Source organism: Pseudonocardia hydrocarbonoxydans (genome assembly GCF_006539565.1).
Classification (GTDB): domain Bacteria; phylum Actinomycetota; class Actinomycetes; order Mycobacteriales; family Pseudonocardiaceae; genus Pseudonocardia; species Pseudonocardia hydrocarbonoxydans.
In genome coordinates this window covers 1-11,111 of the sequence record NZ_BJNG01000010.1, presented here as the reverse complement: position 1 = coordinate 11,111, position 11,111 = coordinate 1, and the positions used below count along the sequence as shown (strand labels likewise).

Here is an 11,111-nt window from a genome sequence, read left to right as displayed (position 1 = left end):
GGCGGGAGGGGTGGTTCAGCGGCCCGCCCCTCGCGAGCCGCTGACCCACTCCTGGTCGGTCATCCGCAGCACCGCGACGCCGACGGCCACCATGAACAGTCCCAGGCACGCGCCCTGCACGAGCCCCGAGACCGCGCCGATCGGCAGCGCCACGGCCCCGACCACCATCAGCGGGACCAGCAGCGTCGGGACCCAGTGGAAGAACCCGGCGCGCCAGGCGGCCACACCCAGGACGGTCATGCCCACGAAGGTGAGCATCAGGACCGGACCGGCCAGCAGGGCGCCCGCCAGCGGCAGGGACTGGGCGGCGTCGGACACCGCCACCGCCTGGTCGGCGGGCAGGCCCTGACGGATCGCGATGTCGTAGAAGTCGGTGACGAGCAGGCCGGGCAGGGCCAGTGCCCCGGGCACCGCCAGCGCCATCCCGACGTTGCCGGCGATCCGGCTGCGGCGGCGGGTCATGATCCCCAGGGCGAGCAGCACCGGGACGATGCCCAGGTAGCCGTAGTGCAGCAGCAGGGCCGCGACCTGGCTGCGGACCGGGTCGGCCACCAGCGAGTCCAGGTAGGCGAGCTTCCCCTCCGCGCTCTCCCAGTTCGTCGCCGCGAACCCGGCCGCGGTGACGAGACCGGCGACGACCGCGACGGCACCGGTGGCGCGGCGGCGGAAGCGGGTGGCGGGGGCGACGGGGGCGTCGGTGGCGGAGAACAGGTCGGCGGCGGGGGCGGTGGTGGTCATGGCGGGCTCCTCGGATCGGTCGGTCTGGTGAGGAGAAGACTGCTCGGGACGGCCCGGCGCCGGACCGGTGTTCCCTGGCCGATCGGGAGTGGTGCCAGCACCCCCGGCAGCGGCCGGTGCGGCGTCCTACGCTCGTCGTCGTGCCCACCCGAGTCGTCCTCGCCGAGGACAACGCCCTGCTGCGCGCGGGCCTGGTCCGGCTCGTCGACGCCGCCGAGGACCTGACCCTCGTCGGCGCCGCCGCCGACCTCCCCGCGCTGACCGCGCTCGTCGACCGCGAGCGGCCCGACGTCGTCGTCACCGACATCCGGATGCCCCCGACGCACACCGACGAGGGCATCACGGTGGCCACCCGGCTGCGCGACGAGCACCCGGGCATCGGGGTGCTGGTGCTGAGCCAGTACGCCGAGGCGCCGTACGCGCTGTCGCTGCTCGCGGGCGGCACGGCGCGGCGCGGTTACCTGCTCAAGGAGCGGGTGGCCGACGGCGACGAGCTCGCCGAGGCGATCCGCCGGGTGGCCGCGGGCGGCTCGGTGATCGACCCGACCGTCATCGAGGGGCTCGTGGCGGCGAACCGCGCCGCCCCCTCCGACCTCGACCGGTGCACCCCCCGCGAGCTGGAGGTGCTCGGCGAGATGGCGCAGGGCAAGAGCAACGCCGCGATCGCCGCGACTCTGGTGCTCTCCGAGCGGGCGATCGAGAAGCACACCAACTCGATCTTCTCCAAGCTCGGGCTCTCCGAGGAGCGCGACCTCAACCGCCGCGTCAGCGCCGTGCTGATGTACCTGCAGAAGGACTGATCCCCGATGGGCCCGGTGCGGGTGCTCGTGGTCGACGACCAGCGGCCGTTCCGCCTCGTCGCGGCCGCCGTGCTGGCCCGCACGCCCGGGTTCCTGCTGGTCGGCGAGGCCGCCACCGGCGAGGAGGCGGTCACCCTCGCCGAGGCGCTGCGGCCCGACCTCGTCCTGCTCGACGTCCGGCTGCCCGGCATCAGCGGGGTCGAGGCCGCCGCGGTGATCGTGCAGCGGGTGCCGGGCACCGTCGTCGTGCTGTGCTCCAGCTACGCCCGCGCCGACCTGCCGTTCCCCGTCGACAGCCCGGGGGTGGCGGCGTACCTGCACAAGGAGGAGCTGCGGCCGGCGACGCTGCGGGCGCTGTGGGAGAACGCCCCCACCCCGACGTGAGGGCGCTCAGCTCTCCCGGAGCACGGTCGCGGGCGGCGTCCGCGCCACCCGCAGCGCGGGCCACAGCGACGCCAGCACCGCGGCGAGCAGCACCACCGGCCCGATCGCGACCAGCAGCCCGACGGGCAGCGCGACGTCGCCGCCGACCCCGGTGGAGGTGGCCACCTCCCACCACAGCAGCCGCGCGACGGCCAGCCCCAGCGGCACCCCGACCAGCAGCGCGGGCACCACGATCCAGGTGGCCATGACGACGACGGTCGCGCACACCTGCCGCGGGGTGGCGCCCAGCACGGCCAGCGCCGCGAGGCTCGGCGCGGTGCGCCGGACCCCGGTGACCACCGCGTGCACCAGGCCCGCCGCCCCGACCAGCGCCAGCCCGAGCGCCAGCAGCTCCGGCAGCGCCACGATGTCGGCGAGGTTGCGGATCTCGGCCGGGGTCTCGGCGAGGAACACCTCCAGGTCGCGCGACAGCTCGTCGAACAGCGGCCCGGCCTGGCCCGGCCGTGCCTGCAGGTAGGCCCCCACCAGTGGCTCCCCGGCGGTCACCGCGACCAGCTGGTCGGGCGTCACGAGCGCGACCTCTCCCAGCGCGCTGATCTCGCCGGTGTCCTCCGAGAGCACCACCACGACGCCGGTGACGGTGAGCGGCACCGTCGCGCCCCCGGGCGCCGCCACCTCGACGACGTCGCCGACGACCACCCCGAGGCGCTCGGCCAGCCGCGGCCCGACGGCGATCTCGCCCGCCCGCTGCGGCGGGCGCCCGGCCGGGGTCTCGACGGGCATGTTCCCCAGGCGGTGGTCCAGCGCGACGGCCTTGAACCCCTCCCCCGCCGCGGTGACGGCCTCGGCGCTGGTCATGACGTCGAGTGCGGCGACCCGCGGGTCGGCCACGAGCGCGGCGACGTCGTCCTCGCGGGCGTCGATGAGCGAGATGTCGGCGTGCTGGCCGTAGCGGGCGGGGGTGTCGACCAGGCGCTGCAGCCCGGCCCCGAACGTCGCCCCGGCCACCACCCCGGCGATGACCGCGGCCGCCCCGAGCACCGCGAGCGTCCCGGCGACGCCGCGCCGCACCCGTCCCCCGCGCAGGGCGATGCCGACCCGCACCGCGGGCCGCCGCGGCAGCCACCGGCGCGCGCCGCCGCCCGGGACGGCGGGGCGCGACCGGCGCGGGCGGCCCGCCACCGCGGCCGCGGCCGCCCCGAGCAGCAGGAACAGCACCGTGAGCAGCGCCGCACCGCCGAGTGCGACCCCCCACGGCGCCAGGAAGCCCGGCGTCGGCTCGAACCGGGCCTGGCTGCCCAGCGCCTCCAGCCGCCCCGCCGCCAGCGCGACCGCGCCCCCGCAGAGCCCGGCGACGGCGGCGGCCGGGAGGGCGGCCAGTGTCCGCGCCCCGATCCGGGAGCCGGTGGTGAGGCCCAGCGCCGACTCGACGCGCTGCGCGGCGCGCGCCGACTCGTGGTGCCGCAGCAACCCCTGCCCGACGACGAGCAGCACGCCCCCCGCCAGCACGACGGCGACGACACCCAGGCCCGTGGTGAGCACGCGCTCCGCGGTGGCCACCGCCGGGTCGACGTCCGCGCGCGGCAGCTCGACCCGCGCGGGCAGGTACTGCCCGACGATCGACGGGGGCTCCTGCGCGGCGGCCGCGGTGAACGCCGCGGAGAACGCCTGCTCCGCGCCCGGGGTGCCGTCCAGGCGCAGGTAGGTGGGGTGGATCGAGGCGTCGGCGGCGTACGCGCGGACGAAGGCCGGGCCGGCGAGGGTGTTGGACAGGGCGCCGCCCCAGTACGGCATCCGCCCGATGCCGACGACCACCATCTCCGCCCGCGCCCCGTCCGGCTCCCCGAAGCCGACGGCGAACTGCGAGATCTCCTCCAGCGTGAGCAGCCGCAGGACGACGCGGTCCCCGACGCCCAGGCCGGACGCCTCGGCGAAGGGCTCCCCCAGCAGCAGCTCACCGGGGTCGTCGGGAGCCGGGAGCCGGCCGGCCACCACCACCGGGTCGACGAGCCCGGAAGGCTGGTCGACCCCGGCGCCGATCGAGACGTAGCGCAGCACCGGCCCCTCGACCTGCGCGACCCAGCCGTCGGTGGTCCACGCCTGCGCGACCCCGGGCATGCCGGACACGGCCGCGGTCAGGCCGGGCTGGTCGTCGGGGACCACCACCCGGGCGTCGTCGAGGTGGACGGCCTCGACCAGCCGCGGGTAGGCCGTGGCCGTCCGCTGGGCCAGCGCGACCGCCCCGAGCGCGGCCCCGCCGCCGAGCCCGAGCACCAGCCCCAGCACGAGCAGCGACCGCCATCGCGTGCGCAGCTCGGCCCGGGCGACGGCCCACGCCGCACTCATCCCGCCGACCCCACCGGCACCGCCGCCGTGACGGTCGTGCCGAGGCCGGGCGTGGAGGACCAGCGCACCGAACCGCCCACCGCACCGAGCCGGTCGGCCATGTTCTGCAGGCCCGCGCCCGCCGGCGTCCCCCCGTCGGGCAGGCCGGGCCCGGTGTCGCTGACCTCCACGACGAGCTGCCCGTCGCGGCACGCCATCTCGATCTCCACCGTGGAGCCCGGGGCGTGCTTGGCCGCGTTCTGCAGGGCCTCCAGGCAGCAGAAGTAGACGGCGGCCTCGACCGGCTCGGGGTGCCGGCCGACGTCGGCGGCGTGCACCTGCACCGTCAGCGGGCTGCGGGCGGCGGCCGCCCGCAGCGCCTCGGGCAGCCCGGCGTCGCGCAGCAGCGGCGGGTAGATGCCGTGCGCGAGGTCGCGCAGCGCGGCGATCGACTCCCGGACGCCGCGGTCGAGCTCGTCGAGCAGCTCGACGTCGGCGGTGTTGCCCGCGTCCCGGGCCCCGTCGCGCACCAGGCGCAGCCCCACCGCGATCGCGACCAGGTGCTGCTGGGCGCCGTCGTGCAGGTCCCGCTCGATGCGGCGGCGCTCGGCGTCGGCGGTGCTGACCAGGCGGGCGCGCGAGGCCTGCAGCTCGGCGTTGGCGCGGCGCAGGTCGGCGAGGGTGTCGGTGAGCGCCTCGTCCAGTGCGCGGTTGCGCAGCACGATCGCGAGCCGTCGGGCCACCTCGCCGAGCGCGCGCTCGTCGGCGCCGGTGAGGGCGTCGGCGTCGCCGGTGCGCTCGACGACGATCAGCGCCAGCACCCGCCCCGCGTGCACCGCGGGGGCGAAGCGCAGCTGGGTGTCGGGGTCGCGGCCCTCGAGCAGGCGGGGCAGCCACAGCCGCAGCCACCCCGGCCCGCCGACGCCCGCGCGGGCGAGCAGCGCGAGATCGGCCTTGTCCAGCGGGGCGGGCACCGGCTCCCCCGCACGGGCCGGCACGGCGAGGGTGCGGTGCAGCTCGTCGCCGTCGCCACCCGCGGGCACCGACCACATCTCGACCCGCGCGAGCCGGTGCTCGCGGCGCAGCGACTCGGCGAGGCGGCGCAGCAGGTCGTCCTCCTCGTCGCCGTCGCGCGAGCCGGGGGCCTCGGCGACGGCGGCCAGCAGCTCGTCGGGGGAGCTGCGGGTGCCGTAGAGGGCGGCGCGGGCGGCCTGCGCGGCGCGGCGGGCGAGCGGGCGGGCCAGCACCGCCGCCACGGCCACCCCGACCAGCAGCGGCGTCCCGAGCTCGCGTTCCGACCCGACGGGCAGGCGCCCCAGCACGAGCAGCGCGGTGACCAGCCCGGTCGCCGCGGCCAGGCCCACCGCACCGGTGGCGGCGCCGGCCGCCAGCACGGCGACGCTCGCGCGGCGCAGCGGCGGCACCTCCCCGGCCAGCACCCCGGCCAGCAGGCACCCGGCGACGACGCCCAGCGCGACCGGCAGCGGCGGGCCCCCGTCGAGCAGCGCACCCGCCAGCGCGACGGCGAGCAGCCCCGCGCCCACCAGCGCGCCCGCCGCCACCAGCGACCACCGCGCCCGCACCCCCGGCCTCACGAGGCCGCCCCCGCCGTGTCCCCGATCGCGTGCCCGTGATCGACCACCCGGCCGTCGCGCATCCGGACCACCCGCTGCGCGGCGTCCGCGACCTCGGGGGCGTGGGTGACCATGAGGATCGTCTGCCCGGCCGAGTGCAGGCGGCCGAACAGGCCGAGCACCTCGGCCTGGCCGTCGGAGTCCAGGGCGCCGGTGGGCTCGTCGGCGAGCAGGACGGTGGGGCGGTTGGCCAGCGCCCTGGCGATCGCGACCCGCTGGCGCTGCCCGCCGGACAGCGCCCCCGGCAGCTCGCCGGCGCGGTCGAGCAGGCCGAGGGTGTCGAGCAGGTCGCGCGCCCGCTCCCCCGCCTGGGCCGGCCGCTCCCCCGCGACCAGCGCGGCCAGCGCCACGTTCTCCAGCGCCGACATGTGCTCGATGAGGTGGAAGAACTGGAACACCAGCCCGACGTGGCGGCGGCGCAGCCGGGCCAGCGCGGCGGCACCGAGGTCGTCGGTGCGGGTGCCGGCCAGCTCCACCGAGCCCTCGTCGGCGCCGTCGAGCCCGGCCAGCAGGTGCAGCAGCGTCGACTTCCCGCACCCCGAGGGCCCCATCAGCGCGACGAACTCCCCGCGCCCGACGGTGAGGTCGACCCCGCGCAGCGCGCGCACCGCCACGTCACCGGACCCGCCCGCCCCGTAGGTCTTGCGCAGGCCGCGCACCACCAGCGCGGGCCCCGTCGGCTCCTCCACCCGGACCACCCTAGGAATGCCCCTTCCGGGGCACCCGCCCCCTGACCCCACCGAGGGAGGTGGTGCTACCACCCCCGGCGGATGGTCGAACGGGCTGCTCCGACCGTTACCGCGCGGTCCCTACCGCAGCGGCTCCGCGGCCAGGTAGCGCTCGGACTCCAGCTTGTGCATCCGCTCGTCGTGGCCGATCTGGCGCAGCAGGTCGGCCACCGACCCGGACGCGCCGTAGCGCCGGGCGAACGACGAGTGGTGCGGCAGGTGCTCCAGCTCCGGGTGCGCGGCCACGAACTCGGCGTAGGTGTGCTCGGCGTGGTCCTCGAAGTCGGCGTTGAGACGGTAGGACGCCCGCGGCGCGAGGACGAACAGCAGCCACGCCACGTGGTAGTAGCCCACCGCCATCAGCCACGGGAGCAACCCGAAGCGGAGCCGGCCGCGGCCCCCGCCCTGCGCCGCCACCAGCTCGCCGATGATCAGCAGGTGCCACTGCTCGTTGTCCTGCTGCTCCCGGTTCTCCACGATGCGCTCGGTGATCCGGTGGGCGAGGCCGGTGTCGCGATGGCGCCGGTCCAGCGCCCGGTAGGCCGCGTTCTCCCAGATCCGGTACGGGATCCGGGCCACCACCTCCAGCACCATGAACTTCTCCAGCGACCCGCGCCTGCCGTAGAGCAGGTCCATGGTGACGAACAGCAGCCGCGCGACGGGGCCGTAGCGGCGGCGCGGGGTGGCGAGGGTGACCCGGTGCTCGTGGATCAGCGCGCGCCGGCCCAGCCGCGGGGTCTGCGCGGCCGTCAGCGGGAGCGGGGCGGGCCCGGGGGACGGGGCGGCGGGGATCGGGCGGCGCGGATCGGGGCGGCGGTGCGGAACGGGGCGGCGGGGGTCGGGGTGACGGTGCGGATCGGGCGGGTGAGCGTCGGGGCGGTCATGGCGGTCCTCCTGGGCGGTCCACCGGGGGCCGGCGGCGTCGGGGACGAGCCTGCCGCCGTCGCGGCGCCGCGCCGACCCTGCTGCCCCGCCGGTCCGCCCGCCCGCCTGCGCCCCGCACCGGCGGGGCGCCACCGTCCCCGGGACGGGGGTGGCCACCCACCCGCCGACCGTCAGAGCCCGAGGACCTGCGGGTCCGTGGCGAGGTCGCGCAGGCGGGCGGCCGGGTCCGGCACCAGCCGGCGTGTGCCCTGGTCGAGCAGGCCCATGACGCACCCGATCTCGGCGGCGGTCTCCCCGTCGGCGCGCAGCAGCGTGTGGTCCATGGTGAAGGTCCGGCCCGTGCCGAACACCAGCCGCGAGTCGACGTCGATCCCGTCGCCGTGGCGCAGCTCGCGCCGGAACCGGACGCGGGTCTCCAGCAGCACGATCCCGAAGCCGCGCTCGAGCATCCGGGCGAACGAGCAGCCGGCGGCGGCGAGGTGCTCGCTGCGGGCGTGCTCGCCGTACTGGTGGTAGACGGCGTGGTTGACGTGCCCGTTCATGTCGAGCTCGTAGCTGCGCACGTCGACCCGGACGGAGAAGGTGGCCATCCGGACATGATCTCCGGCGGCCGTGCCGGGTCAGTGGGAGGGCAGGTCCTGCCCCGCGGCCTGCGCGGGCGGGGCGGTGCGGAACCCGCGCCGCGGCGGCGCGGCGGTGAGCCCCAGCGCGGCCACGACGGCGGCGACCCCGTCGTAGGTGTGCGCCGGCAGACCCCACAGGTCGGAGCGGGTGGCGGCGTCGGCCCCGTACTCCTCGGCGTGCATGATCAGCTGCCACTTGGCGGCGGGGAAGGTCATCCCGGCCAGGACGTACTTGATCCGCTGGACGTCGGCCGCGGTTCCCTTGCGCATGATGGCGCTCCTCCCGCCGAGTGGTTCGGCTGGTCGGATGTACCCGGGATCACATTCCGGCAAACCGCCGCCACTACTCCGATCCGGTGACGGGGGGTGATGTTGTGTGCGTCCTGGGCCGGTCGTAGGGTTGGACAGCGGTTTGAGAACACAGTCCGCGCCCCCAGTCCGCGATCCGCGATCACTTCGAGGAGCCGGTGCGCATGAGTGTCGATCCCCCCGTCGACGGCGGGGTGTCCGGTGCCGAGTCGCCCGGTGACGGCGGCGACGTCGGCGAGGTCATCCGGTTCGACGTCGTCGGCCACGGCGAGGGCGCCACGGTCGTCCACGTCGTCGGCGAGGTCGACACCCTGACGGCCCCGCTGCTGCGTGCCCAGCTCGACGAGCAGATCGCGACCGTCCCCCTGCTGGTGCTCGACCTGACCGACGTCACCTTCCTCGGCTCGGCGGGCCTCGCCGTCCTGGTCGCGGGCAAGGACGACGCCGACCGCCGCGGCCACCGCCTGCGCCTGGTCTGCGGCTCCCGCATCGTCACCCGCGCCCTGCAGGCCACCGGCCTGCTCACGCTGTTCGACACCGCCGACGGTGTGCCGGAGGCACTCGCCGTCTGATCACCCGGGTGCCGGGGAGGCGTGAGGGTGCCTGGTGGCCCCCGCGGTCTTCAACACCGACGTGGCCGAGGACCTCGGCCAGGCGGGTTCGATTCCCGTCCGCCTCCGCCACCCGGCGCGAACCCGCTCCCGGCCGTACCGTTCGGCCATGCAGCGCCTCCCGCTCGTCGACCCCGACGATCCCGACGCCGATCCGCACGCCCGGGCCCTGCTGGGCCGCGTGCAGGAGCTGCGCGGCCGCACGCTCAACGTCTACCGCGCCGTCGGCAACCACCCGGAGGTGCTCGAGGGCCTGCTGCAGTTCGGCGCCGCGGCGTACTTCCGCAACTCGCTGACCCCCGCGCAGAACGAGCTGGCCTACCTCGGCGCGTCGGTCGCCAACGACTGCCACTATTGAATCCCGACCCACGTGGTGGCCGGTCGGGCCACCGGACTGACCGAGCAGAAGCTCGCCCTGATCGGCGCGGAGCCGCTCCCCGACGGGGTGTACGAGCCCGACGAGGCCGCGATCGTCCGGTACGCGCGGGCGTCGAGCCGGCTCGAACCGATCACCGACGAGCTCTACGCGAGCCTGCGGGAGCACTTCACGGAGAAGCAGATCATCGAGCTCTGCTTCACCGTCGGCATGTCGAACATGATCAACCGCTTCCACGCGACGTTCCACACCGACGTCGACGACGACACCGAGGAGATGCTCGGCGCGGTGTGCCCCGTTCGGTTGCCCCCCGCCCCCGGTGTCGATGCGGGCTCCGCTGACGCTGCGCCCGGCGGGTCGGTGGCCGATAACCCCTGATCAGTGGGATCGTGAGCCGATGGACCCGGACGATCTGACGGCTCTGGGCGCGGCGGGCATCGCCGCGCGCGTGCACGACGGCGTCGTCAGCGCCGTCCACGTCGCCCGGGCCCATCTCGCCCGGATCGAGGCGCGCGACGGCGTCGTCGGCGCGTTCCAGGTCGTCGACCCGGCCCGGGTGATCGCCGAGGCCGAGGGCGTCGACTCCCGCGCCGACCGGTTCGCCCTGCCGCTGGCGGGCGTGCCGGTGGCGGTCAAGGACTGCGTCGACGTGGCGGGCTACCCGACGCGGCACGGCAGCGCCGCCTCCCCGGCCGAGCCGGCCCGCCGCGACGACGAGCTGGTCAAACGGCTGCGCGCGGCCGGCGCGATCGTCGTCGGCAAGACCCGGATGCCGGAGCTGGCGATCTGGGGGTTCACCCACTCCGAGCTGGGCACCACCCGCAACCCGCTCGACGAGGCGTCGGATCCCGGCGGCTCCAGCGGCGGCAGCGCGGCCGCCGTGGCCGCGGGCATGGCCGCGCTCGCGCTGGGCACCGACGGCGGCGGCTCGATCCGCATACCGGCCGCCTACTGCGGGCTCGTCGGCGTCAAGCCCGGCGCGGGCGTGGTGCCGCTGCCGGGCCGGCTCGACCAGCACTGGTGCGGCCTGTCCGCCGCAGGCCCGCTCGCCCGGACCGCACAGGACGCCGCGCTCATGCTGTCCGTGCTGGGCGCCGCGCCCGTGGTGCTGGGCGACGACGGCCCGTCGCGGATCGCGCTGTCGCTGCGCGTGCCGTCGCCGTTCGGGCGGCTGCACCCCGACCACCGGGCCGCCGCCGTCGGCGCCGCCGCACGCCTGCGCGCCGGGCCGGGCGGCGCCACCGTCACCCTGGCCGACCCGCCCTACCCACGCGGCCTGGCCACGCAGTGGATGCGCCGCTGGCACGCCGGCGTCGCCCACGACCTGGCGGCGCTGCGGCTGGACCCCGCCCGCGTCGAGGCCCGCACCGCGACCGTCGCGCGCAAGGGCCGCCGCGCCCGCCCCGGCCGGCACGCGGGCGCGGCCTGGCGCGAGCGCATGGTCGCCTGGCTCGACGAGGGCGGCTACGACCTGATGATCGGCCCGGCCGTCGCGGGGCCCGCCCCGGCCGCCGGTGCGCTGCACGGCCGCGGCTACACCCGCACCCTGCTCCAGCAGGCCCGCCAGGTGCCCTACACGCCGGCCTGGAACCTCGCCGGGCTGCCCGCGATGGTGGCCCCGGTCGTCATCGCCGGACGGGCGGTCGGGGTGCAGCTCGTCGGGCGCCCCGGCTCGGAGGCCGCGCTGCTCACGGCGGC

The 11,111-nt window shown here is 76.9% G+C and carries 13 protein-coding genes and 1 tRNA gene; 7 read left to right on the top strand and 7 right to left on the bottom strand.

Features of this window, described 5'->3' with window-relative positions:
* Window positions 1-15: 15 nt before the first annotated feature.
* Window positions 16-738 carry a hypothetical protein gene (locus tag PHY01_RS05385; RefSeq protein WP_141277412.1) on the bottom strand — a complete coding sequence of 241 codons (723 nt, stop codon included), beginning with the start codon at window positions 736-738 and terminating at the stop codon, window positions 16-18.
* Between the two features lie 140 nt (window positions 739-878).
* Here PHY01_RS05385 and PHY01_RS05380 point away from each other — a divergent pair, with 140 nt between their 5' ends.
* Both PHY01_RS05380 and PHY01_RS05375 read left to right on the top strand, forming a co-directional pair.
* On the top strand, window positions 879-1,538 hold the full coding sequence (locus PHY01_RS05380) for a response regulator transcription factor (protein ID WP_141277411.1): 660 nt from the start codon (window positions 879-881) through the stop codon (window positions 1,536-1,538).
* Window positions 1,539-1,544: 6 nt separating this feature from the next.
* On the top strand, window positions 1,545-1,922 hold the full coding sequence (locus PHY01_RS05375; RefSeq protein ID WP_141277410.1) for a response regulator transcription factor: 378 nt from the start codon (window positions 1,545-1,547) through the stop codon (window positions 1,920-1,922).
* 6 nt (window positions 1,923-1,928) lie between these two features.
* On the opposite strand, the gene PHY01_RS05370 is transcribed toward PHY01_RS05375, so the two are convergent.
* The 6 genes from PHY01_RS05370 to PHY01_RS05345 all read right to left on the bottom strand — a co-directional run bounded on the left by PHY01_RS05370 (window position 1,929) and on the right by PHY01_RS05345 (window position 8,387).
* Window positions 1,929-4,268 (bottom strand): FtsX-like permease family protein, encoded by a 2,340-nt coding sequence (locus PHY01_RS05370; RefSeq protein ID WP_141277409.1) that lies wholly within the window; start codon window positions 4,266-4,268, stop codon window positions 1,929-1,931.
* On the bottom strand, window positions 4,265-5,842 hold the full coding sequence (locus PHY01_RS05365) for a sensor histidine kinase (protein WP_218030014.1): 1,578 nt from the start codon (window positions 5,840-5,842) through the stop codon (window positions 4,265-4,267). Before PHY01_RS05365 ends, PHY01_RS05370 begins: the two co-directional genes overlap by 4 nt.
* Window positions 5,839-6,570: an ABC transporter ATP-binding protein gene (locus PHY01_RS05360; RefSeq protein WP_170183649.1), complete on the bottom strand. Its 732-nt coding sequence runs from the start codon at window positions 6,568-6,570 to the stop codon at window positions 5,839-5,841. The genes PHY01_RS05365 and PHY01_RS05360 overlap by 4 nt, the downstream gene beginning before the upstream one ends.
* Before the next feature lie 120 nt (window positions 6,571-6,690).
* Window positions 6,691-7,650 (bottom strand): alternative oxidase, encoded by a 960-nt coding sequence (locus tag PHY01_RS05355; RefSeq protein ID WP_141277407.1) that lies wholly within the window; start codon window positions 7,648-7,650, stop codon window positions 6,691-6,693.
* A 14-nt stretch (window positions 7,651-7,664) separates the two neighbouring features.
* Window positions 7,665-8,084 carry an acyl-CoA thioesterase gene (locus PHY01_RS05350; RefSeq protein WP_141277406.1) on the bottom strand — a complete coding sequence of 140 codons (420 nt, stop codon included), beginning with the start codon at window positions 8,082-8,084 and terminating at the stop codon, window positions 7,665-7,667.
* A 30-nt stretch (window positions 8,085-8,114) separates the two neighbouring features.
* Window positions 8,115-8,387, bottom strand: a complete 273-nt coding sequence (locus PHY01_RS05345) for a DUF2795 domain-containing protein (RefSeq protein ID WP_141277405.1) — start codon at window positions 8,385-8,387, stop codon at window positions 8,115-8,117.
* A gap of 203 nt (window positions 8,388-8,590) precedes the next feature.
* On the opposite strand from PHY01_RS05345, the gene PHY01_RS05340 reads away from it, so the two are divergent.
* The 5 genes from PHY01_RS05340 to PHY01_RS05320 all read left to right on the top strand — a co-directional run.
* The gene (locus tag PHY01_RS05340; protein ID WP_141277404.1) at window positions 8,591-8,998 is read left to right on the top strand and encodes an STAS domain-containing protein; all 408 of its coding nucleotides are present in this window, start codon (window positions 8,591-8,593) and stop codon (window positions 8,996-8,998) included.
* Between the two features lie 15 nt (window positions 8,999-9,013).
* Window positions 9,014-9,109: transfer RNA gene (locus PHY01_RS05335), tRNA-Sec, on the top strand.
* A 37-nt stretch (window positions 9,110-9,146) separates the two neighbouring features.
* Entirely contained in the window at window positions 9,147-9,395 is a 249-nt protein-coding gene (locus PHY01_RS05330) for a carboxymuconolactone decarboxylase family protein (protein ID WP_141277403.1), read from the top strand.
* A 12-nt stretch (window positions 9,396-9,407) separates the two neighbouring features.
* The gene (locus tag PHY01_RS05325; protein ID WP_141277402.1) at window positions 9,408-9,791 is read left to right on the top strand and encodes a carboxymuconolactone decarboxylase family protein; all 384 of its coding nucleotides are present in this window, start codon (window positions 9,408-9,410) and stop codon (window positions 9,789-9,791) included.
* Window positions 9,792-9,810: 19 nt separating this feature from the next.
* The coding region (locus tag PHY01_RS05320) for an amidase family protein (RefSeq protein WP_141277401.1) at window positions 9,811-11,111 on the top strand (1,301 nt) is incomplete at its 3' end.

Coding starts and splice junctions, on each gene's coding strand:
- PHY01_RS05370 (WP_141277409.1), bottom strand. CDS start 4,268: ATGAGTGCGGCGTGGGCCGTCGCCCGGGCCGAGCTGCGCACGCGATGG.
- PHY01_RS05375 (WP_141277410.1), top strand. CDS start 1,545: ATGGGCCCGGTGCGGGTGCTCGTGGTCGACGACCAGCGGCCGTTCCGC.
- PHY01_RS05340 (WP_141277404.1), top strand. CDS start 8,591: ATGAGTGTCGATCCCCCCGTCGACGGCGGGGTGTCCGGTGCCGAGTCG.
- PHY01_RS05330 (WP_141277403.1), top strand. CDS start 9,147: ATGCAGCGCCTCCCGCTCGTCGACCCCGACGATCCCGACGCCGATCCG.
- PHY01_RS05350 (WP_141277406.1), bottom strand. CDS start 8,084: ATGGCCACCTTCTCCGTCCGGGTCGACGTGCGCAGCTACGAGCTCGAC.
- PHY01_RS05345 (WP_141277405.1), bottom strand. CDS start 8,387: ATGCGCAAGGGAACCGCGGCCGACGTCCAGCGGATCAAGTACGTCCTG.
- PHY01_RS05385 (WP_141277412.1), bottom strand. CDS start 738: ATGACCACCACCGCCCCCGCCGCCGACCTGTTCTCCGCCACCGACGCC.